Genomic DNA, 23,906 nt, shown 5'->3' on the forward strand with positions numbered 1-23,906 from the left:
AGTTGCCATTACAATTACTATACTGATCCTGGCGGGATATACTTATAATCTTCCAGTTCACGTAGATGTTTAATGTGCTTACAAGCTCCATTTGTTAATAAAATGATCTTGTCGCTCACCTCAATAATATGCCTGTAATCATGATCTGTGATAATAAATCCTTTCTCTTGCTTGTAAGCTCTTAATAACGTTTTGATGTGCTCTTTATAGATGGGTTCTATACCCGAAAAAGGTTCATCCAGCAGCAAAAAAGGAGCATCAAGGTGAAGCAATAATAATAGTTCAAAATACCTGACTTCTCCCCCGGATAACTGATTAACTCGCTTCTTCAGATGAAGCTTCACTCTTTCGTCTTCTTTGATACGGCTTCTGTTTGTCTTTGAAGGAATGAATATATCTATAATCTGATGCAAGGATAAGTTGGCGGGCAGAAAAGCATCCTGAGGCAAATAACCAATAAGTTGATGCCTAAAAGGCTGATGATATATTTTATCATCGATGCGAATATGTTTATTGTCAGCAGGCAGGGAACCAAACAGTATTTTGAGCAGCGTAGATTTACCACTTCCGTTTCTACCCAGTAAACCAGTGATCTCGCCAGTCTGACATTTGAGGTAAACGTCTGACAGCAAACTTCTGGTACCAAAGCTGTGGAGAATACTATCCGCTTCTAAAATATGGCCAGACATTTATAGAAAATAAACAGACATAGATTTATTGCTACTGAAATTAAGATCAGTTTTAGTTTAGAAAAACCCCGGTTATAATAGAAATAGTACTGGCTGGCATATCTTGACTGATAATAGTATAAAGAAAGGGCAAATCCTCCGGTAAGAAGCGTCAGGAAAAAGTAGAGAAAGAATCTGTTGATATCACCTCCCCATAATAAAATGCCAATCAGGCTTATAAGTCCGGAAAAGGGAAAATTAAAGACGTGTATATCTTTATAATAATGGATGAACATTCTCATACAAAATCAGGCAAACATGAAATTCTATTACTCTTTTCTGTAACCTAAGCTGGGAACAAATAGATCAGAATGTCGTCAATCAAAGACCGCCAATTTCCCCAGGAATGGCCTTCATTCACCTCTTTGTATTGCAGGGTATATTGTTTCGATTCCAGAATAGATTTCATCCGGCGGGCACCCTCTTCTGTATCACTGATCACACCGGTACTCATAAATATTTTGAGTGGCAGTTTCGGGCTGTTTTCATACAAAGTATAAATCTGAGGGCGGTACCAGAAGGCAGGCGAATGGATACCCAGCAAACTGATTTTATCACTGGCTTTTATGCCTACATACGCTGCATTTAATCCCCCCAGTGAAGTTCCCATAATGCCTCTGGACTGCGGTGAAGGGTCTGTTTTATATTTTTTGTCTATATCCGGAACCAGTTCCTGCGTAATGAAAGAAACAAATTTATCATTCAGCACAAGTTCGATCATGCGCCGGTTATTGCCTGGATTAGCTATTTCTCTGGGGTCAATAAAAACAGCAATTACCGGTTTTATTTTGTGTTCAGCGATTAAGTTATCCAGAATCCGCACCATGGCTCCCATCCGGTCATCCGCATATTCATGCCCATCGGTTACATACACAACCGGCAGCTTGGAGAGTTTTTCATACCCGGCCGGCAGATACACTTTGTATTGTAAGGCATAGCCCATTTCACTGCTTTTCACCGATAAATTATCACTCAACTTGCCTTTGCTGATATTTTTCTTATCTGTTGCAGCCTCTTCCGGCTGCCAGGCTGGCATACGGAGTTCTGAATTAGGTCCGCCTCCCCCCATTGCTGGTTTGGATTTGCCGGGTCTGTAATCCACTCCCGGCCATTGAGTACAATTTTATAATCAATACGGGCATCTTGCGGAAAAGCAGCTATCATCCGCCACACATCACTTTTGCCCACCCGGTAACCCCGGTTATTAAAAATATGGCCCCCAGCCCGGCTTCCCCATCCATTAAAATCTCCCTGCCAGCTCACCGAATCCGCCGAACCCTTGTACAGAAAAGCCACTGAATCGCCTTCTGTAAAAGGTATTTGTTTGTTGGCCATCAGTTCTGTCCAGAACGAGTCTACCTGTTTTTTGCGGTTAACTGCATCCGGCAAACTGGCCAGTGAGTCCAGCCGTTGCATTTGCTGCGAAAAAGAGGCTTGTAATTTGGTTGAAGGCATGTATTGAGCAGTTGCCGGTAAAGAGAAGGAGAATAATCCAGACAACAGTAGTGCGGAAAGGAATGTTTTCATAGGCGCAATCGCATGAATAATGAATCTTAATTTAGCTGGCTGTTGATGGCAATAAAGTGTTACACTTCTATGCCATCAGGGTAAACTGATATACAGTTAACTAATAAAGTTAATCAGAAAGTTTCACATCCAATAACCTCCCCTCTGAAATAAACCCACCATGTTTCCCAAAAGGCAAGAGGTGTACCTGCTAAGGATATTTCAAAAGCCGGACCATACATTATTAGCAGAAAATATATAATTTGTAAACCGCTTCTGTCGCCACCTACATTCATGAAAAACCTTTCCTATCTTATTCTGCTTTTCACCCTACAGCTTGCTTTCATTCCGGCAAAATCCCAGCCCAGGCCAGACGAAAAAACAAGTACGATTGCTTCCAAAACGGCTGGTTTGAAAAAGATGCCGGGCTTTTTTAACCTGTACTGGGAGGAGAAAACAGGCAAACTCTACCTGGAAATTGATAAGTGGGATACTGAATTTTTGTATGTAAACTCCCTGCCTACCGGAATTGGCTCTAATGATATTGGCCTCGATCGTGGACAGTTAGGCACAGAACGCATTGTAAAATTCCAGAAAACCGGGCCTAAAGTATTGCTGCTACAACCCAACTATACTTTCAGAGCCATCAGCAACAATGCCGACGAAAAACGGGCGGTAGAAGAATCCTTTGCCCAGTCGGTGTTATGGGGAACAGAAGTACTTGCTTTGGAAGGAGAACGGGCACTGGTAGATATCACTTCTTTTTGCCTGCGGGATGCACACAATGTAAGTGGAACAATTAAAAATACGAAACAGGGAAATTATGTACTGGATGCCACCAGATCGGCTTTTCATCTACCCCGTACCAAATGTTTTCCGCAAAATTCAGAAATAGAAGTTACCCTGACATTTACAGGCAGTGATCCTGGAAACTATGTACGTTCCACCGTTCCAACCCCGGAAGCTATTACCATCCGGCAGCATCATTCCTTTGTGCAACTACCCGATAATGGATTTAAACCCAGGGCATTTGATCCAAGATCCGGGTATTTTGGCATCAGCTATATGGATTATGCCACACCCATCAGCGAACCTATTGTAAAACGCCTGATCGCCCGTCACCGCCTGCAAAAGAAAAATCCAGGTGCTGCTCTTAGTGAAGCGGTCGAACCCATTGTGTATTATATGGACAGAGGGGCTCCGGAACCTATCCGTACTGCTTTAATGGAAGGTGCCAGCTGGTGGAACCAGGCTTTTGAAGCCGCCGGTTACAAAAATGCTTTCCGGGTAGAACTCATGCCCGAAGGCGCCGATCCAATGGATGTCCGTTATAATCTGATTCAATGGGTGCATCGTTCCACCAGAGGCTGGTCGTATGGCGGTGGCGTAATTGACCCACGGACCGGCGAAATCATTAAGGGGCATGTTACCCTGGGTTCGCTCCGGGTACGCCAGGATTTTCTGATTGCTGAAGGATTACTTGCGCCTTATGAAGATGGAAAACCAGTTTCGCCAGAAATGGAAAAAATGGCATTGGCACGTTTGCGGCAACTTGCGGCACATGAGGTCGGACATACGCTTGGCATATCCCATAATTATATTGCCAGTACAGCCAACAGAGGTTCTGTAATGGATTATCCGCATCCGCTTGTTAAACTTTCTAAAGAGGGAAATATAGATCTATCCGATGCGTATGCGGATGGAATCGGTACCTGGGACAAAACAGCGATTGCGTATGGCTACCAGGATTTTGGGTCGGGAACAGAGGAAAAAGCAGCACTGAATAAAATTCTTGCCGATGCTATCAAGCAGGGAAACATTTTCCTCACCGACCAGGATGCCAGACCAGCCGGAAGTGCCCATCCAGCTACACATTTATGGGACAATGGGGGCAATGCCATTGATGAACTCAACCGGATGATGCAGGTTCGCCAGGTAGCTTTAAGCCGTTTTTCTGAAAAAAATATACGACAGGGAATGCCCATGAGCACCCTGGAAGAAGTATTGGTTCCGCTGTATATGAGCCACCGGTATCAGGTAGAAGCTGCTGCCAAAGTGCTGGGTGGAATCAATTATACCTATGCCATGCGGGGCGATGGGCAAAAACCTCTGGAGATGATCTCTCCGGAAGAAAACCGGAAAGCCCTGGAAGCATTGCTTGCTACCATAAGTCCGGAAGCACTGGTCTTACCGGAAAAAATACTTATGCTTATTCCACCCAGAGCTTTTGGCTACGACCGTACCCGTGAGCTGTTTCCCAACCGTACCGGAGGAACTTTTGATGCTTTCTCTGCGGCTGAAGTAGCGGCTAACCATACAGTGGGTTTACTGCTGAATCCGGAAAGAGCCGCCAGACTCATCGAATACAAAGCCCGGAATGAAAAATATATAGGTCTGAGTGAAGTAATTGATCAATTGCTTGCCAGCACCTGGAAATCTAACCAGAAACCTAAATCTGACTATGAGGCGGAAGTGCAACGAACGGTTGGGAATGTAGTCTTGCAGCACCTGATGACTTTATCCCTCAACAAGGAAGCGCCTGCACAAGTACGGGCAATTGCATTTATGAAGCTTTCTGAACTAAGGGAATGGCTGCTTAATTCTGCCGCCAAAGGCGAATCTCAGCAGGCACAGGTTGTGTATGCCCTGTATCAGATCAAGCGGTTGCAGGAGAATCCGGAGGAGCTAAAAATTCCCGAACCATTGGCTCCACCTCCCGGGCAACCAATCGGGATGAACGATCCTTCGTTAAGCTGTGACTGGTAACCCATCGAAGACCATCTTCCATACAGACATGAAAATTCATTGTAAAACTCATGTTCCTTACTTAATAGCAATGCTCCTGCTGCTTGGCACCCGGATTACCTATGCACAAACCTATCCTTTTGCCAGGCTAACCGGCTCACCTGTAATGGATACCAAAGGCTGGAACCTGACCGGTGATGCCCATATTGGAGATACCAACGGAGATGGCGATGCTTTTGCCAATGAAATGGTGCTCTGCAATCCCACTAATTTTAACAATGGTGCTTGTTTTTATAACCAGCCGGTAAATATATCCGAATGCCAGAAATGGGTAGCAGAATTTGATTACCGTATTTATGATGGCACCGCTGCTGATGGTATTGCTTTCTGCTTTCTGGAAAATCCGCCCACTGGTTTTCTGCAAGGAGGGAATCTGGGAATTCCTTCCACACCAAAAGGATTAATGGTGATTCTCGATACCTGGCTCAACTGTCCGAATGTAAGCACGGTTATTCCGGTGCCTAAACTGGAAATCCGTTATGCAGATGGAAATACTACCTATGGCTCTGGAACAGAAGCAACGCTGGAATGTCCGAGTTCTCAACAACCCACTACCGGACCTTTGCATATTCTGAGGCAACCGACTTATAACCGCATAAAAATTACCTATGACTTTGGAAGAATACGGGTATTTATTAACAATGATTTTGTAACGGAAGGCAATTATACTATAGATTTTACCGGATATTTCGGATTAACCGCCAGCACAGGCGGCAATACGGACCGTCATTCCATCCGGGATTTTGTGTTGTATACGTATAAACCTATTGTTTCACCTCCTAATGCCGGTTTGGATAGAGTTGTGTGCAGCGGAGCAGAAACAGAACTGGGCGTTCCTTCTTCTCCAAACGAACCCTACCGGTATGTATGGACTCCGGCTACAGGTTTGAGTGACCCTACCGCATCTAATCCTAAAGTTACATTAACCAATAACACCAATAATCCTGTTAATTACACCTATTTTGTTACTAAAGATTCCCTGGTAGATGATACCTTATGTGCCTATGCGGATGCGGTAACTATAACGGTACTCGGAAGGTTTGCTTACGCCGGAACAGATTTGCAGCTATGCTCTGGTGCTTCCAGGGAAATCGGAACCATTGAAACAAATGGTTTCAGCTATTTGTGGTCGCCTGCTACTGGGTTAAGCGATCCTACCTCGGCCCATCCCATGGTAAATATAACCAATACTACTTCTGCGCCTGTTACTTACCAGTATGTGCTTACCACCACGTATGATTCAGGCGGATGTACAGATCAGGATACCATTCAGGTCACTGTTTTGCCCAGGCAGGCCAATGCCGGGCCGAACCTGCAATTCTGCTCCGGAGGCACAGGCCAGTTAGGTGCCCTTCCGGCAACTGGATTTACCTATACCTGGAGTCCGCAAACCGGACTGGATGATGCGACCAAAGCCAATCCTACCGTTACGCTTACCAATACAACCGGTTTACCACAAACCTTTCAATATATTGTTACGACCCATACTCCCCTTTCAAACTGCGGAAATATAGACAGAGATACGGTGCAGGTAACGGTATTTCCACAGGTAAATCTTCCGGTAATTGTTGGGGTAAAATCCGTTTGCCCAAATGCAGCAGATATTCTCTATAAAATCGCCAATCCGCAGTTGAATACCAGCTATACATGGGCGGTTAGTGGAGGTAATATTTCTTCCGGACAGCGAAGCAGCCAGATTCTGGTTGACTGGCAAACGGCTACGGTTTCGGCTAAAGTAGAAGTGACGGCTTCGAGTAATTATACCTGTGGAACTGCCAGTAATAGCCTGCCGGTAAAAATAAATGTGCTCTTGGAAACCGAAAAACCCTTCTCTCCTATTCATCCTGATACCCTATGTTTAAATGCGGCTACTAATATCCAGTATGAAGTAAATCCTGCCAATGGCTCTGTATACACCTGGGGCCTATCAAATAATGGCGTGATTGTAAGTGGAAATGGCACCCATCGTATTCTCGTAAACTGGACAGGTGCAGGCACTGGCAAAGTATGGGTGAATGAGCAAAGCACAACGGTTTCGGATGTTTGTTTTGGCACGTCAGACACACTCAATATTCAGGTTGCCCCCCTTCCGCAAGCCAGCCAGATTTCGGGACTCACCCAGGTTTGTGCCTTTACGAACAATGTATTATACAGTGTAAATGGGGACGCGGCTTCTGCTTATCAATGGCAGGTAAGCGGCGGAACCATTGTCGACACGTCCGGAAATTCTGTAACAATAAACTGGCAATCTGCCGGAACTGGTACGCTGGCTGTCAGGGAGATTACCAGATTTGGCTGCCAGAGTGCAATTATTGAACAAGCGATTGCCATTTCTCCCATTCCTGCTCCGGCAGTAAAAAGCACCGATCTGGCCATCTGTCCGCAACATTTTACCAATCTTACCTATCAGGTTTCAGGTTCACCCGGCTCCCGTTTTACCTGGACAATTGCACATGGCCGTATTATTTCTGCCAGTGCCGATAGTTCGCAGATTATAGTCAACTGGGAGGAAGTTTTTTTAAAAGATGCCAGCTTAACAGCTTTCGAAATTTCGGATAAAAACTGTACTGGCCAGGTAACATTTCCATTGTTATATGATGCTTCGGAAATTATCATCAAATCGGTTTCTGTGGCACACGCTAATCTGAAAGATATTGAAATATGCTTCCAGATCAGAAATGCTCCTGCTATTGCCAATACTTTTACTATCAGTAGGAGAACCGTTTTACCTGCTGTGGGTGAATGGACGGCAGCTGGCAGCGTATCACACACAGATACTTTATTTACAGATAAAGACCTGTCTACAGATACGCAATCTTTTGAATACAAAATAGAAGGCAATAACCAATGTGCGAGTCCCTTGGCAAGTATATATCATCATTCCATCGTGGTAACCGGAACCGGCGATGAAGAAAAAGAGAGTATTCAATTGCAATGGAACGATTACAGTGGATGGCCCAAAGGCGTAAAAACTTTTCAGATCTGGCGCAAACTGGATGAAGAAACCGATTTCAGTTTATATGATGTGGTAGATAAGTTTCAGCTCAGCTATATCAGTCTTTCGGCCAAAGCTGGTTTCAGGCAGTGTTTCCGGATCAGGGCTTTGGAGGAAAGTGGATTTTCTACCTATTCCTGGTCAAATGAAGTATGCCTGGAATTTGAGCATCCTTTGTTCATTCCTAATGTAATTACGCCCAATAATGACGACAAAAATGATTACTGGGTCATTAAAAACTTAGAGTTGTATCCCAATCATTATATCCAGATTTATAACAGATTTGGCAAGGAAGTATACAGAGCGCTGCATTACGGTCAGAAATGGGATGGCACCGGCCTGAGCAGCGGCGTATATTTTTATCGGATTACTACTGCCAGGAATAACCAGTCTTTCACTGGATGGGTACATTTGCTCAGGTAAAGTATAGTTGGATGGCAAATTGTCTAACTGTTATACTTAAAACCTGATAAAAATCTTGGTATTGGGATAAGATTAGGACGGTTTGGCAATACTACAACCTACGATAATAAAATACGATACCTTATCAGATAAGACAAAACCTCTATAAGGCTTTGGTATATTTGAGAGTTATATACTACTTTAATGACCGTTCATAATCTTCAAACCTTATTTTGACAATTTTTGACCTGTTATCATTCCGTAAAACGATACCTTCTGCCTTTTTAATAGCATTCTCGGACAGAGCAACATTTGTGAATGGAAGAAACTTTTTTAAGTTTTCAAGTATCGTGAGATGCGACAAATTCCCTAATTCAAATTCAACAAGTGGGACAAATTCAAAATGGGGAAATTGATTTTGCATTTCAGAACGAGTAAGGAATTTTTGACCGTATACAATTCCATTTTCAGTTTCTCTTTCCCGCCATTTTGAAATTTCTTGTTGCGACAAATCAAGTATTGATAAGTCATCATAAACAGCAATATCGAAAACACGAAATCCATTTTTATCTTGACCATACCACTTAGAGTTTGCAGTAGTTTTGCCGCCATAAAACTCTCCATAGATAACTGTTAATGACTCCGTTTGGGGAATTTGAATATTTAGAGATTTAAGACCATCAACAATACCTTGTGCATTATCAAAATATAAATCCTGTGAATGATGTAAAATGAACTCCCTTGCGCCAACCAAATATTCATTACCAAAGCAAACAATTCTTACATTTGTTCCATCTATCTTTTCGGTTGCGTACATTAGTTCATTTTCAATCGGCGTGGTCAGTTCATTTTTTAATCGACCCTTCTCGCCCAATTGATGAAGTGTAAGGATTGAAGAGTATTTTGTAAGGGTATTAATTTTTTCCTTACCAAACTTTAAAATTAAATCTTTAAGCATTTTTGTCTCTTGTGTAAAATGGTTAGCAAATTTAAGCTGACGAAAGGCAATACACAACATGAGCATTGCTACAAGCAGAGCATACGTAACCACTTTCAGCAACGGGATTACTATTGAACTTTACTTATTAAGCTACCAAGCAAACGCAATCCTAATATTTTGCCTGACATCAATATTTTAATATTAGCGGCAACCCTTTTGGATACTTCAAACGATGCGAACCCATTTATAAATCCATGATTTAAAGCAGTTAAACTATGTGAAGATAGATGCTTAAAATTATGTAATTCACCTGGTGTATCGAGTTAAAGAACCAAAGTTATTAACCTGTAGTTAAGTACAAATGCTTGATTAAAGGAATTTCTAAGGAATATACTCACTCACATCCTTCTCTACTCCACTTTAAAAATACTATGCTTGATGGCGTATAATACCAACCCTACTCTGGTAAGTACCTGTAGTTTTCTAAACAGGTTTTCCCGGATAGCTTCTACTACTCGGGGATGTACTTTCAGGATGGGCGAAAACGATTTATAAGGAAGTTCGGTACAGGCTAATTTCAGAAATTCTATCTCCCGCTCGCTTAGTTCTACTTTTACTTCTTTCTTTTTATTGAAGTTTTTCACCAGGATTTCTGTGACCCGGTTGGAATAATACGAACCTTCTTTCACAATGGCATTCAGGGCTGCCTGCAGTTCAGAGGGATCGGCATTTTTGAGTACATAGCCATTTACCCCAGAGCGGAGCATTTTCATAATGGTTTCATCGTCATTATGCATGGAAAGCGCCAGTATTTTAATGTCCGGATAACGCTGTTCCATCCACTGGGCCGTTTCAAATCCATCCATTACCGGCATACTGATGTCTAATAGTACCAGATCAGGCAGGTTCTGGGGCATTATGTTCTGGGTAAACTCTTTGCCATTTTCTGCTTCCCAGGCTACGGTAAATCCCGGAAATTCATTAATAAGTTCCAGCATTCCTTTGCGGAACAAGCGGTGGTCATCTACAAGGGCTACTTTAGTAATCGTATTTTCTCCCATACAATCAATTATTTATGGATACAGGTAATATTAAATGAGCTAACGTACCTTCTCCCGATTTGCTTTGCAGGCTAAAACTAGCGCCAATCAGTTTAGCCCGGTAATACATATTGTGTGTGCCCAGGCCATTGCCGGCCTTTTCGAGGCCAAATGTTTCAAATCCACGTCCGTTATCCTGAATATTCAACTGTATCTGTCCGGGGAAAAAAGAAAGGGTAATTTTGATCTTAGTGGCTTTGGCATGCTTGATAATATTGTTCAATGCTTCCTGGGCAATTCGGAAAACGATCAGTTTTTTTTCACCGTCCAGAGAAAACTCGTTTCCCTGTATATCCAAACTTGTGTCATACAAACCTATTTTCTGGATGAGACCCACCTGGAATTGCAACGATTCAGAAAGTGTTTGCTTAATCACATATTCGGTATTGAGCCGCTTGGAAAGATCCCGCAGATCTTCAATCGCCTTGTCTAACAGTTCTTTGCTGGCAGAAATTTTCCGGGAAGTAGTAAGCGGGTCTTCCGGTTTGATGGTAGAAATATTGAGCCGGATCAAAGAGAGGATCTGCCCGATATTATCATGGATTTCCTGTGAAAGCCCCAGAAAAGTTTGCTCCTGCATTTCCAGCCTGGCTTTCAAAATTTCCTGTTCATAGGTATTTTTTACCTCTTCAATATATTTCAGGTATTTTCTCGAATTATTCTGATGAATAAACATAAACACAATTACGAATGATGTAATAAGAATTAAAAAGAAAGTGATAGCGATCACAAACTGTATTTCTCCTGCAATGGTTTGCATATCAGTCCTCTATATAAGTAAAGACACAGTAGTAGAAATATCACATTATGGGTTTGCCAGAGTAGGCCAGTAAACCGGATGTGATTTTGTATAAAATACCGGTAGGTAATGAAAATTATAAAGCTACCAGCATAATAGGTGAGCAGCCCGGTCACATACCAGAAATGGGCAGAGGCGGTAATATGTATGGTATGAAGGCTTAGCAGTTCTTCGGTATAAAATAGCAGGCAATAGGTAATAATAATGAGGCTGGCAATGCCAAAAGAATTACTGTTAAATGTCTGTAAGTTCTCCCAGAAGTAAAGGTTGATTACAAAAAAAACAAAAAACAGCGTTGATATTATAGAAACAAATACTCTGATTTTTCTGATTTTGAATATGCTTCGAAAATAAATCGTTAGGATGAGAAAGGAAAAGGCACAATTGATGTGATACAAGAACAGATTATCTTTCAGCAATACCTTATCATAGATGATAGAAATTCCATTGATAAAGGTTTGAAAAAGAATAAACCAGAAGATATAATCTCTCCTGAATGCTATATTCCCCCTGTACAATACAAACAGCAGCAATATTAGCGGAGAAAGTATATCTAAATATTTGGTAATCTGTAACATATCACTTACCTATCATAGAGTGCCTATACATTTCCTATAGTTAACAGCTTGGCGGCCTGGGACAACCTTTTACTGCTGGTCTGGTAGCTGTGGCGGCATCCATAAACATCATTGTATCATGAGTTGCTCCGCTTACTTCCGGCTTACTTACCGGAGCATTTAAATTAACAGCGCATACCTCCATCACAAACTTCTTTTGCCCTAACCTATCCAGCATTACCTGGATAGCAATCAGGTCATTGTCATTGGCGCTACTGAGCAAAGTTTTTAGCTCACTGGCTTCGAAGATGTATTCCGCATGTAGATGCATGTTTGTATGGTGTTTAGGGGTTGAATGAATGTATATTACTTTCAGAAGTGAAATTAGAACAATCATCCGTATTTCCTAACTAACGCTATAAATCAATACAATTCCCTATAATAGTTAATATCCTAACAATCAATATTTTACAATATATACTCAAATTATATATGGGAATTTTCCCATAGCTATAGTCTAAAATCACAGGTAGAGTTCCGGCAAAATCACAACATCTTCCGGTGAACATGCGCATTGCGTGACGATGCCTGAAATGAGAGCTTTGTGTGATTAACAACCTCTATCCTTGCCTAACCAGAAAGATTTATATGGAAACCTCCTCAATCCCCCCCTTTTCCCACCTCCTGACCGATACTGTTGTCAACCTTCCATCTTCATGGCAAACACAGCCTTATACTTGGCAGCCAGAAGAAACCGGCCTGGAAAACCTGATCCGAAGCAATCCGGCACTGGAACTGTTCCTGAATGCAGGTCCGTGTATCAGCTGGCTATGGCAAGTACGTAGCGGCAAGTATTCGTTTATGAGTACCAATGCCGGAACTATACTGGGCTATGCTTCTTCTTCCTTTATAAAAGGTGGGGTTAGTTTTACCAGAAATCTTTTTCACCCCGACGATACAGCACCAGTAGCTAAACTCATGCGTAAAATCTGGGTGTATCTGATGGCCGTACCTGCGCATGAGCGCGAATCATGCCAGTTTAGCTGCGATTACCGCCTGCGTAAAGCGGATGGTTCTTATGTCCGCCTACTGGAGCAGAGCCGCGTTTTTCAAACAGATACACAGGGAAATATTACCCATATCTTCGGCGTATGGACAGACATTTCACACTGGAAGAAAAATGAAATTCTTACCGCTTCCATCCAATCCTCAGAAAATGGCAACTGCCTGGTATGTACTTCAGTCGATACACAGCTACAGCCGCAGCATACAGTTAGCAAACGTGAACAGGAAGTAATCAAACTAATTGCCGAAGGCTTAAATAGCCAGGAAATTGCTGACCGCCTGGGAATTAGTTTTCACACCATTACTACCCACCGCAACAACATCCGCGAAAAAACCAATTGCCGCAAAGTAAGCGAACTGATCCGGTACGCGATTCACAATGGAATGATATAATCCTATGGCAAGCTTACAGTCATTAAACTGTTAACAACATGAAAACGGCTCTCCTGGTTTTAATCCTGTTCTTTTCGGTAGGTAGCCTTTTTGCCGGTTCCACTTTCCAGACTGTTGGGGAGATTGGCCTGATGGTGCTTAGCAAACTACTTAAAAAATGGTCCAAAGATAGAACAGTTAGCAAAAACAACTTTTTTCAGGTAATCAACTACCTCTGTTTCTGCATTGATTTTTTATAGTGCAGAAGTTATTTTTTTCTAGATACACTTTGTTACTATATCCACCCTGTGTCATGCTATAATCGCAGCACAGTGTGGATATTTTTGTTTGTTATCAAACTATTATTCCAGTCAGATACATACACCCCTTCATGGATATTCCCTTATTCAAGTAATCCATCCTGGGCGAATTTCCTTTATACCTCTGAAAACCTGAGTTCCATTTACATTCTGGAAACCATATTTTCCTATACCTGCAATAAATTAATATAATTATTTTAATATTTAATAAAACTTGATGTATATTGTCGGCTTATCAGGCTGACATAAGAATCTGAGTATCTATAAGGAATACAGCTTTTCCTAGCTGAGCATTTAATTTAATATTGGCAATACGTGCTTTTTGAAATTTCTGGCAGGAGTTGAACACGCAAAATCTTTCAAAAATGTACAAGACATATTTGCTGAACCCAATAAGCAATTTTTATTTATATGCAACAGAGGCCACCCTCTTCCGGTGCATTGGGGTTGATTATAATCTCTTTTTAACTATTTAATAACTTTTAACCTAAACATCTATGAACAGAGTTACTTTCTCTAGCAGCAAGCTATTGCTTTATTTTCTTTGCTGCCTTTTCTCTCCCATGGCTTTTGCCCAGCAGCCTCCCTCCCTTCAGGCCAGAAACCTGCCTGAAAAACAGCAGGATACCGGTTCAATCCTTGCGGATAATTTAAATTTGATAAATAGTCCGCAGGATGATAAAGCTGTTACCATTAAGGGAAAAGTAACCTCACAGGAAGATAACAGCGGACTTCCCGGGGTAAACGTATTACTGAAAGGCACAACCAATGGTACCACTACCGATAGCAATGGCGACTATTCGATCTCAGTTCCGGAAGCTGCCGGCACCTTAGTATTTTCCTACATAGGGTTTACTACCGAAGAAGTGCCTATTAATGGACGTAGTACCATTAATGTGGCTATGTTAGCTGATATCCAATCATTAAGTGAAGTGGTGGTAGTTGGATATGGCACGCAAAAGAAAACGGATATTACAGGGTCGATCGCCTCTGTTTCTGCCAGGGAAATCAGTGAACTTCCTATTACCAATGCTCAACAAGCTTTACAGGGAAGAGCACCTGGCGTAGATGTAAGTGCTACTGGTGCCAGACCTGGCCAGGGAGTATCCGTACGTATCAGAGGACGGCGCTCTTTTGCCGCCGGTAATGATCCATTGTATGTATTAGATGGCATTCCATTAACAGGTGATTTGAATGATATCAATCCCAATGATATTGAATCCATGGAAATTTTAAAAGATGCATCAGCCACAGCCATTTATGGTTCCAGAGGTGCCAATGGCGTGGTACTGGTGACTACCAGAAGAGGAACGCCAGGTAAAACTACAGTATCTTATGACGGATACTTTGGCTTTACCAATCCTATTGATAAAGTGGATATTATGAACGGGCAGGAATTTGCCGATTATAAAAGAGAATCCCGCAGAGCTGCTGCTAAATATGACGATAATAACCCGGAACAAGCAGACAGGGATTTGTTTGAAGCTGTGGAAGAGGAATCTATTGCCTTAGGCAGGTATACAGATTATCAGGATCTTATTATCCGGCAAGGTACCCAGCAAAGCCATCAGATTGGGGTATTGGGTGGAAATGAAAAAACAAGGTTTGCGATCACAGGCAATCACTTCTTCGAAAAAGGAATTACCCCAGGGCAAGATTTTGCCAGAAATACACTACGGATCAATATTGAACATCAGATAAACGACCGGTTAAGAATTGGAACGGCTACCCTGGCGGCACTCAGTATACAAAACTGGGGACCAAACCCCTGGGAAGGTGCCTTAGCTGAAAATCCATTAGGCATACCTTATGATGCCAACGGAAATATGCTTTTCAGGCCCACGACTGATGGATTGCGCACTAACCCCCTTGCTGAGTTAGTAGATGGTGCTGTTTTAGATGAGAACCGCAGGGTACGTATTTTCTCGAGCATATTTGGGGAATATAAAATAATGGATGGCCTTACCTTCCGTGTAAACTTCGGGCCAGATAACCAGAACAGAAGAAACGGTATATTCCAGGCGAGCAAAACAGCTGCCCGTTCTGAAGGAACAGCCTATGCCCAGCACCGGTATTGGAATACGTTCTCCTACACCCTTGAAAATATTTTAAACTATACCAAAACCTTTAACACGGTGCATACCTTAAATGCTACCGGCTTGTTTAGTATTCAAAAGCAAAGAGATGAGCTGGTGGATGCCAGAGTAAGTGGTATTCCTTACGAATACCAGGAATTCTACAATGTAGGTTCTGCCACAGTCGTAGAAGGAGTTGCCAGTGGTTTATCGGAATGGGGCATTATGTCCTATATGGCCCGTATTAACTATGGCTTTAAAAACAAATATCTTCTTACCTTAACTGGTCGTATCGATGGGTCTTCCAGATTTGCTGGCGATGTTAGTTTATTTAATGACACTAAAAAATATGGCTTTTTCCCATCAGTTGCCTTAGGATGGAATATCACCGAAGAAAGCTTTATGGATGGCCTCACTTTTCTTAATAATTTAAAATTACGTGCGAGTTATGGCCGGACCGGAAATACCGGAATACCTCCCTATTTAACGCAAGGATCATTAACCCGGTCGGTGTATGCCTTTGGAAATAATGCGGCTTATGGATTCAGGCCTAGTGAACTCAAGAAGCCAAACCTGAGCTGGGAAACTACGGCTTCTGTTAACCTCGGCTTAGACTTTGGTTTCTTTCAAGACAGAATTAGTGGTTCTGTAGATATATACCGGCAAAACACAACGGCGCTTTTACTGAACCGGCAATTGCCCTGGACTTCCGGATTTGGCGGTGTATTGGAAAACATAGGAGAAACCCAGAATTCGGGTATTGAATTAGCTCTTTCTACGATCAATATTGACCTGGCCAATAGCTTCAAGTGGACTACTGACCTGAATATTTATTCTAACAATGAACAAATCGTTTCGCTGTATGGGGGTAAAAACGATGATGTGGGCAACAGATGGTTCATTGGACAGCCACTCACTGTATTTTTCGACCGTGAAAAAATAGGCATCTGGCAGACAGAAGAAACAGATGAAGCTGCAAAATACAAACAAAAGCCTGGTGAGATAAAAGTAAGAGACCAGAATAATGATGGCATTATTAACGATGCTGACCGGATTATTCTGGGTTCAGACATTCCAGACTGGAGTGGTGGTATCACCAACCGTTTTGAATTTAAAGGCATTGACTTTTCTTTCTTCATTTTTGCCCGCCAGGGACAAATGATCAGAAGTTTATTGCATGACGGTAATAATACCTTAGCCGGCCGTTATAACAACCTGGATGTAGACTACTGGACACCCAATAATCCAACGAATGCATTCCCCAGACCAAACGTAAATCAGGAGAGAGCCATTCATAATACGTCGATGACTTATTTTGATGGATCTTTTGTGAAAGTGAGAAACATCACCTTAGGATATAATTTCCCCCAGGCCTTAGCCAACAAGATGAAAATGCAGTCATTACGGATTTATGCCAGTGCCCAGCAGCCATTTATCTTCTCTAAGTATGTTTCCAAAAATAAAGGCATTGACCCTGAGAGAGTAAGAACGCCTAATAATGGCGTAGAGCAAACGGCAGAAGTAGGTGTGAGTACGCCGAGTATAAGAACACTATTGTTTGGCATCAATGCTAAGTTTTAAACCTTATTCCTAAAATTAATGACGATGAAAAAGATATTATTCTTAAGCATACTTATACTATTTAGCCAGTCATGCAAAAATATACTGGAAGAGGAAATAGTTTCTGGTATAACGGCTGATTATTACAATACCCCTGCAGGTATAGAAGATGGAGTAAAAGCAACCTATGAACCTTTACGAAGCTGGTATGGCACACAACGGGGGTATACCCTGACCGTATTCGGAACGGATACCTATACCAAAGGCGCAGATGGTGACTACAAGCCAGTAAACGATTATATTGCTACCATGAATACCCCTCCGTCTAATACCTATTTCAGGGAAACATGGAATTTTCTTTACCAGGCTATTAATACAGCCAACACGGTAATCAGCCGGGCACCAAATGTTACTATGGCCGAAGACCGTAAAGCCATCCGGATAGCTGAAGCCAAATTCCTGCGGGCACATTATTATTTTATCTTAGTTCAGATGTTTGGGCCTATTCACCTTACCTTAGAAGAGACCACTACCATTGAAACTACGGCTAACCGTACCCCTGTTTTAGAAATTTATGCTGCGATAATTGCAGATTTAGAGGCGGCTGCAAGCGTTTTACCTGCTGCTGCCAGAGGTGCTGATTATGGAAGAGCCACGAAAGGCGCCACTGAACATATGCTGGCTAAAGTACATTTAACTCGTGCTACCATAGAAGGAAATCCAAATCCTACAGAAGATTATCAGAAAGCGGCTACCTATGCAAAAAGCGTAATCGAAACTACGGCCTATGGCTATTCATTGGTGCCAGTGTATGCAAATGTCTTTAATCAGGATAATCAGGAAAATCCCGAAGTAGTTTTTGCTGTTCAGTATACCACCGAGCTTATTACAAACTACAATCCTAATGCAAATCCGGCAGGTGGTGAATTTAACGATGGAAACAAAGGCCATTTATATTTCCAGATGGAATATGATGCCGGCCATAAAGGCACTAAACGCGATATTGCCAATGGCAGGCCCTTTAAACGGTTCAAACCTACAGTGTATACCCAGAATTTGTTTAATCTATCTGCAGATACCAGATATACGGCTTCTTTTAAGCAAGTATGGTATGCAAATAATGATGCCACCCTTGACCAGGTTACAGGCCCAATGAAATTAGGCGATACAGCCATCTATTTACCTGCCTTTGAAATGCCTGCGGATGTAAAGGCAACAAAAAAATATAAGGTGATTAATCCTTCGGAAGTGAATTCAGCAGGAAATTACAGGTATTTTCCTTCATTGATTAAATTCCTTGATCCCCGCCGTGCTTCTATCCAGGATGAAAGAGGCTCCAGAGACTTTATGGTAGCCCGCCTATCGGAAACCTATTTAATCGCTGCTGAAGCTAATCTTAAACTGGGAAATATTTCGGATGCAGTTAATTATATAAATGTAGTCAGGAGAAGGGCGGCTTTTCCAGGAAAAACAGCAGACATGGAAATTACTGCTGATCAGTTGACAATGGATTTTATATTGGATGAAAGAGCACGTGAGTTGCTGGGTGAAATGCACCGCTGGTTTGATCTGAAGCGTACAGGCACATTAATAGATAGAGTAAAAAAATACAATCCCGATGGCGGGCCTAATATTCAGCCTTTCCATGTGCTGCGTCCTATTCCATCAGATCAGCTTGATAGGGTAACTAATAAAGAAGAATTCCAGCAGAATCCAGGATATTAACAGAGAAGGTTAGATAGTATAACTATCTGCAGATGTAAAAATATTCCAGTAAAAAGACGCCGGTTTCCTGGCGTCTTTTTGTTTCATGCCAGCTGTAAAGTCAGAATCAATATCCACATCAGTATAAAACTAAATACAATGGTGATACTGGCCAGAGAAACCGGCAAAGCCTGATCGTAACCAAATTCGTCAGCAAAGGGAATTACCGTAAGTCCTACCGGCATGATCAGTCCAACTAATGCAATAGTTTTGTAGATAGGTTCAAATGGAAGCAGGTAATACAGTACCAATCCCAGAAGTAAACCTATACTGTATCTGGCGGCCATAATGTAGATCAGTGGCCTGCGTACATGTTTTTTCACCCGTATATTGAGGTAGATGCCCAGTAAGATCAGTACCAGCGACATATTGGCTCTGGCTAACGTCCCGATAAATTTTTCCATCAGGCCAGGCATCTGAAACCCGGAAACATTCAGCACTAAGGCGAGTGTATAACTGACCAAGGGTACGGAAGTAATAAGCATTTTGAAAATCGTGGCTGCATCTACCGGCTTGTGGCGCTCCCGGGACGGAGAATAGATGAATCCCAGAATATAACTGATGCAAAGAATGGAAATGGCATTTCCCACATCAAACATGGCCAGGTGTTGTAAGCCCTCTTTTCCCCAGATGCCTTCAATAATAGGATAGGCAAAAAGTCCGATATTAAACCCGCAAACCGACATAAATACAACGCCTTTCAGGGCATCCACTTTATTTTTCAAAAGCCACGAAAACAACAGGAGCAATACCATGCTAAAAGCCAGCGGAACCAGCGGGAGAAAAATAAGGGCTGAGGTGATTTGAAGGCTGGAGACCGTATGCAGAATGAGTGCCGGGAAAGTGAGGTATATGACTATTTTGGAAACTACCTTGCCATCATTTTCGCTGACTACTTTTAATTTTTTTAAAATATATCCGGCTGCTATAATGAGCAGGGAAGTTAGAAAGGCATCATTTATGTTTGACACAAATAAGATTAGCTATTATTAATGAAAAATGACAAATTGTGGACTTTTGCGGCCATACGTTCAAGGTGGCAGGCAAGTAAAAATTTTAGTACCAAGTAAACTTATTTTTTTATGAAAAAACGATTGTTGCTCTTCTTTTTTCTGTGCATATTGGCTCAGTTTGTTGTATATAGCCAGACAAAAGATTCTGAAACACAGCCTTTTATTGCAGAAATCACCGCCTTCGAACAAGCAGATCAGGCGAAATTTCCTCCTAAAAAATCTATTGTATTCACCGGCAGTTCTTCTATCCGGTTGTGGGCCGATTTACAAAAAAGCTTTCCGGGGAAAAAAATAATTAACCGGGGTTTTGGCGGCTCCGGCCTTTCTAATCTGGTATTTTATGCCGACCGTATTATTATTCCCTACAACCCCAAACAAGTGGTGATCTATTCCGGTGAAAACGACATTGCTGCCGGCAAAACCGCTGAAAAAGTGTTCAATGAATTCAAAAGGCTGGCCGAAAAAATCAAACAGAAATCGCCCAGAACCAGGATCACCTATATTTCTATGAAACCCAGCCCGTCCAGAATGGCTACTATTGGGGAACTTAAAAAAGCAAATGCCCTGATTGAAAATTATCTGAAGGAAAATAAAATGGGCGATTATATTAATATTTACGATCCCATGCTTGATGCCCAAAAGGAACCCAGAGAGGAGCTTTTTGTTGCCGACCGCCTGCATATGAATGAGAAAGGATACGCTATATGGACGGAAATCATTAGGCCCTATCTGAAGTGATGCTCCTGTAAGTCGCATAAAAGTAGTTTATCCTATCAGGAATCATCGGAATCTGATCAGCTTATGGGGAATAAAGCCTGTTTTTCTGCTGATAATATGTAATTTGCCGCTTCATTATAAGCCTGTCCATCCATGAATCTAGGTTCTGTCCGTATCGCTCCTGCTGCCGGAGAATTAGTGACTGCTTTTTTTGAGCAACACACGTATACTAATATTGCCGTTCTGGTAGATGAGCACACGAAGAAATATTGCTATCCGCTCATTAAACCGCTATTACCGAAACACTTACTTATTTCGATCAAAAGTGGGGAAGAGAAAAAAAACCTGGAAACCTGCAGCCATATCTGGCAGCAACTGACGGATAAGCAATTCGACCGCAAATCTCTGGTGATTAATTTAGGAGGTGGCGTAATTGGCGATATGGGTGGCTTCTGTGCGTCTACTTATAAACGGGGTATCGATTTTATTCAGGCGCCTACCACCTTGCTCGCTCAGGTAGATGCCAGCGTAGGCGGAAAACTGGGTATCGATTTTAATGGATTTAAAAACCATATTGGCGTATTTAAAGAACCGGTTGCTGTACTCATTGCCACTGATTTTCTGAAAACCTTACCCTGGCAGGAAGTCCGTTCCGGCTTTGCCGAAATCATTAAACACTGCCTGATTACCGATGCAGCCATGTGGCAGAAAATCCGCAAACGGGACCTCGACAAACAGAAATGGGAAGAATTAGTACCTCATTCGGTGCAAATCAAGCAGGAAGTAGTACGCCAGGACCCCACAGAAAAAGGGCTCCGGAAAATTCTGAACTTTGGTCATACAATCGGGCATGCCGTGGAAAGTTATTTTCTGGCACAAACCCGAAAAAAACTATTGCATGGAGAAGCCATTGCGGTTGGCATGATCTGCGAAGCATTTATTTCTATGCAGAAAGGCTTATTAACCGAAGATGAATTGATTGCCATTGAAGAATTTATTTTTGCCGTGTATGGCAAAGTAAAAATCACGGATGCTGATATAGCTGCTATTCTTCCGCTCACCTTACAAGACAAGAAGAACGAAAAAGGCAAAATTCAGTGTGTCCTCTTAGAAAAGCCTGGCAAAGCCGTATTCGATCAGATCGTTACCTTCAAAGACATGCAGGAAGCACTGGATTATTACAAAAATTAAAGGGTAATGAAACGACCAGTCTCTCTGTTCCTTATCAATTTTTTGCTTATCCAGACCTTTACTGCTATGTCTCAGGTTACACCCAGTTCATCTATGCAGGTGTATGCCCTGCGGTTAAAACCAGGCCAGGACCTGAAAACGGAATTACAAAATTTCATTACAGGGCACAAGATCGAAGCCGCTGCTATCATTACTTGTGTGGGCAGTCTGCAAAAAGCTACCCTGCGGCTGGCTAATCAGAGTGAATACCAGACCTATGAGCAGAAAATGGAAATTGTATCCCTGGTAGGAACACTGGCGGTGGAAGGTTCGCATGTACACATCTCTCTGTCCGATTCTAGCGGAACTACCATCGGCGGACATCTGGTGGAAGGCTGCCTGGTGTATACTACCGCTGAAATTATACTAGGCGTACTTCCTGATTTGCGCTTTGCCCGCGAATTGGATGAAGCAAGTGGCTATAAAGAATTAAAAGTATACTCAAGAAAACGGAAAAATAACAATAAGTTTTAAAATCAGGTATCTATAAAAGTCGGAGATGAAACTGTTGAACTCTACTTTGTATGTGAGTTGAATCTGTTTCAACCGGTTTCGTTCAGCTTATTTAATGCTCAATGCATTGGCTACCCAGCCAAACGCAACAATACCAATCAAATAAGCCATTCCCAGTAGAGATGCAGGTGCTAAACCAAACGCCAGGCAAAGTAATCCGGTAATTCCCACACCAGCCAGAATCAGCGTATACGGTTTAATGATGCGCTTTTGCTTTGGCGTATCTACGCTATACAAATGAGCAATGGGTATTACCATGGTTCCCGTAAAAATGGCCAGTAGCAGCAGATCATCCACAGAAGCAAAGAACCACACTCCAAGCGAAAGCAAGGTAATACCTAATAAAGCGCCTACCCAGTTGGCTCCTTCTATTTCCTTTTCATTTAGAATATATTTCCCGAATTTATCCAGGCGGAGAAATAAGTTAAACAGCGGATCTATTATCCAGGTGAGGTAGAAGAAAACACCTACTAGTACTGCTACCGGAATTAACACCGGATTGGTTTCTGCCGCTTTTCGCAGGAATCTGAATCCCAGATAGGAAGCAATGACTACGCCCCATTGTGCTTTGCCTTTCAGTGTTCCCATCCAGAAGAAAAACTGCAGAAACAGTTTATAAATGATATTTTTTGCTTTGAGAGCTTCGATCATTCCCGAACGGGCATAATCCAGGCCAGGTTCCAGGCGTAGCGCCTCTGCAAAATGTACCTGCGCACTTTTATGATCGCCCTGTTCAAGCTTCGACCAGCCAATATTGGCATGAGAATAGGCATTTTCAGGATCTTGTTCCAGCACATTTTCTATCGTCTGGCTGGCTTCTTGCTTGCGGTTCAGCTTGGTTAAGCTAATGGTGCGGGCATTCAGGCAGCCAATATGCTCAGGATCTATTTCAAGTCCTGCGTTGGCATGTTGCAAGGCATGTTCCCATTCTTTACGAACCAGATACACCCTCGACAATACTTCAAAATAGGAAGCTTCATATGGATACATCCGAATGGCATCCAGAACATAGCGCTCCGCTTCTTTATCCCGGTCCAAACCTAGCAAAATAACTGCATGAATATACAGGTTATCCGGCTCATCAGGTTGCAGGCCCAGCAGACTGGAAGATATTTCAAGCGCTTCCTCTCTCCTATCCATATTGAGCAGGCAGGAAGCGAGCATCCGTAAGGCTACTGTTTGCTGTGGCTCGCGGATGAGGGCACTTCTTAATTCTTTTTCTGCCAGGTCGTATCTGGATTGTTCAATGAGCAATCCGGCTTTTTTGAGGGTAGATTCTATATGCATAGAGATAAAATTACTGAATTACTGAATTACTGAATTACTGAATTACTGAATTACTGAATTACTGAATTACTGAATTACTGAATTACTGAATTACTGAATTACTGAATTGTATAATTTATTTTTTCTATTCCAACCTTCTGTAATCCTGTAATTCTATA

General features: G+C 42.2%; 20 protein-coding genes. 9 read left to right on the top strand and 11 right to left on the bottom strand.

Annotated features, from left to right (window positions below; translation table 11 throughout):
* Window positions 1–17: 17 nt before the first annotated feature.
* The 4 genes from GXP67_RS05200 to GXP67_RS05215 are packed head-to-tail and all read right to left on the bottom strand — an operon-like array spanning window position 18 to window position 2,255.
* Window positions 18–689: an ATP-binding cassette domain-containing protein gene (locus GXP67_RS05200; RefSeq protein ID WP_162442176.1), complete on the bottom strand. Its 672-nt coding sequence runs from the start codon at window positions 687–689 to the stop codon at window positions 18–20.
* Complete coding sequence (locus tag GXP67_RS05205; protein WP_162442177.1) at window positions 671–970, bottom strand: hypothetical protein; 300 nt, start codon at window positions 968–970, stop codon at window positions 671–673. Before GXP67_RS05205 ends, GXP67_RS05200 begins: the two co-directional genes overlap by 19 nt.
* A 44-nt stretch (window positions 971–1,014) precedes the next feature.
* A complete protein-coding gene (locus GXP67_RS05210) occupies window positions 1,015–1,764 on the bottom strand; it encodes an alpha/beta hydrolase (protein ID WP_162442178.1) in 750 nt (249 codons plus the stop codon).
* Window positions 1,701–2,255, bottom strand: a complete 555-nt coding sequence (locus GXP67_RS05215) for an early set domain-containing protein (RefSeq protein WP_162442179.1) — start codon at window positions 2,253–2,255, stop codon at window positions 1,701–1,703. The genes GXP67_RS05210 and GXP67_RS05215 overlap by 64 nt, the downstream gene beginning before the upstream one ends.
* A 273-nt stretch (window positions 2,256–2,528) precedes the next feature.
* Here GXP67_RS05215 and GXP67_RS05220 point away from each other — a divergent pair, with 273 nt between their 5' ends.
* Complete coding sequence (locus GXP67_RS05220) at window positions 2,529–5,000, top strand: zinc-dependent metalloprotease (protein WP_162442180.1); 2,472 nt, start codon at window positions 2,529–2,531, stop codon at window positions 4,998–5,000.
* Window positions 5,001–5,028: 28 nt separating this feature from the next.
* Window positions 5,029–8,457 carry a PKD-like domain-containing protein gene (locus GXP67_RS05225; RefSeq protein ID WP_162442181.1) on the top strand — a complete coding sequence of 1,143 codons (3,429 nt, stop codon included), beginning with the start codon at window positions 5,029–5,031 and terminating at the stop codon, window positions 8,455–8,457.
* 175 nt (window positions 8,458–8,632) lie between these two features.
* Here GXP67_RS05225 and GXP67_RS05230 read toward each other — a convergent pair whose 3' ends face one another.
* The 5 genes from GXP67_RS05230 to GXP67_RS05250 form a co-directional block, all read right to left on the bottom strand.
* Window positions 8,633–9,487, bottom strand: a complete 855-nt coding sequence (locus GXP67_RS05230; protein ID WP_232065267.1) for an RNA ligase family protein — start codon at window positions 9,485–9,487, stop codon at window positions 8,633–8,635.
* A 299-nt stretch (window positions 9,488–9,786) separates the two neighbouring features.
* The gene (locus GXP67_RS05235) at window positions 9,787–10,437 is read right to left on the bottom strand and encodes a response regulator transcription factor (RefSeq protein ID WP_162442183.1); all 651 of its coding nucleotides are present in this window, start codon (window positions 10,435–10,437) and stop codon (window positions 9,787–9,789) included.
* Window positions 10,438–10,441: 4 nt separating this feature from the next.
* On the bottom strand, window positions 10,442–11,236 hold the full coding sequence (locus GXP67_RS05240) for a sensor histidine kinase (RefSeq protein ID WP_162442184.1): 795 nt from the start codon (window positions 11,234–11,236) through the stop codon (window positions 10,442–10,444).
* Window positions 11,203–11,853, bottom strand: a complete 651-nt coding sequence (locus GXP67_RS05245) for a hypothetical protein (RefSeq protein ID WP_162442185.1) — start codon at window positions 11,851–11,853, stop codon at window positions 11,203–11,205. Before GXP67_RS05245 ends, GXP67_RS05240 begins: the two co-directional genes overlap by 34 nt.
* A 40-nt stretch (window positions 11,854–11,893) precedes the next feature.
* A complete protein-coding gene (locus GXP67_RS05250) occupies window positions 11,894–12,163 on the bottom strand; it encodes a hypothetical protein (protein ID WP_162442186.1) in 270 nt (89 codons plus the stop codon).
* 317 nt (window positions 12,164–12,480) lie between these two features.
* Between GXP67_RS05250 and GXP67_RS05255 the strand changes: the two genes are divergently transcribed.
* The 4 genes from GXP67_RS05255 (at window position 12,481) to GXP67_RS05270 (ending at window position 18,949) form a co-directional block, all read left to right on the top strand.
* Window positions 12,481–13,290: a LuxR C-terminal-related transcriptional regulator gene (locus GXP67_RS05255; RefSeq protein WP_162442187.1), complete on the top strand. Its 810-nt coding sequence runs from the start codon at window positions 12,481–12,483 to the stop codon at window positions 13,288–13,290.
* A 38-nt stretch (window positions 13,291–13,328) separates the two neighbouring features.
* Window positions 13,329–13,529, top strand: a complete 201-nt coding sequence (locus GXP67_RS05260; protein ID WP_162442188.1) for a hypothetical protein — start codon at window positions 13,329–13,331, stop codon at window positions 13,527–13,529.
* Between the two features lie 557 nt (window positions 13,530–14,086).
* The gene (locus GXP67_RS05265) at window positions 14,087–17,245 is read left to right on the top strand and encodes a SusC/RagA family TonB-linked outer membrane protein (protein ID WP_232064944.1); all 3,159 of its coding nucleotides are present in this window, start codon (window positions 14,087–14,089) and stop codon (window positions 17,243–17,245) included.
* Window positions 17,246–17,269: 24 nt separating this feature from the next.
* Entirely contained in the window at window positions 17,270–18,949 is a 1,680-nt protein-coding gene (locus GXP67_RS05270; protein ID WP_232064945.1) for a RagB/SusD family nutrient uptake outer membrane protein, read from the top strand.
* A gap of 83 nt (window positions 18,950–19,032) precedes the next feature.
* Here the strand turns inward: GXP67_RS05270 and GXP67_RS05275 are convergent, their stop codons facing one another.
* Complete coding sequence (locus tag GXP67_RS05275; RefSeq protein ID WP_162442190.1) at window positions 19,033–19,959, bottom strand: AEC family transporter; 927 nt, start codon at window positions 19,957–19,959, stop codon at window positions 19,033–19,035.
* Window positions 19,960–20,070: 111 nt separating this feature from the next.
* On the opposite strand from GXP67_RS05275, the gene GXP67_RS05280 reads away from it, so the two are divergent.
* The 3 genes from GXP67_RS05280 (at window position 20,071) to GXP67_RS05290 (ending at window position 22,422) form a co-directional block, all read left to right on the top strand.
* Window positions 20,071–20,739, top strand: coding sequence for an SGNH/GDSL hydrolase family protein (locus GXP67_RS05280; protein ID WP_162442191.1), 669 nt, complete (start codon window positions 20,071–20,073; stop codon window positions 20,737–20,739).
* Window positions 20,740–20,871: 132 nt separating this feature from the next.
* A complete protein-coding gene (gene aroB / locus GXP67_RS05285) occupies window positions 20,872–21,909 on the top strand; it encodes a 3-dehydroquinate synthase (protein ID WP_162442192.1) in 1,038 nt (345 codons plus the stop codon).
* A gap of 66 nt (window positions 21,910–21,975) precedes the next feature.
* Entirely contained in the window at window positions 21,976–22,422 is a 447-nt protein-coding gene (locus GXP67_RS05290) for a PPC domain-containing DNA-binding protein (RefSeq protein WP_232064946.1), read from the top strand.
* Window positions 22,423–22,509: 87 nt separating this feature from the next.
* On the opposite strand, the gene GXP67_RS05295 is transcribed toward GXP67_RS05290, so the two are convergent.
* Entirely contained in the window at window positions 22,510–23,748 is a 1,239-nt protein-coding gene (locus GXP67_RS05295) for a tetratricopeptide repeat protein (protein WP_162442193.1), read from the bottom strand.
* Between the last annotated feature and the right edge of the window lie 158 nt (window positions 23,749–23,906).

The organism is Rhodocytophaga rosea (genome assembly GCF_010119975.1).
Classification (GTDB): Bacteria; Bacteroidota; Bacteroidia; order Cytophagales; family 172606-1; genus Rhodocytophaga; species Rhodocytophaga rosea.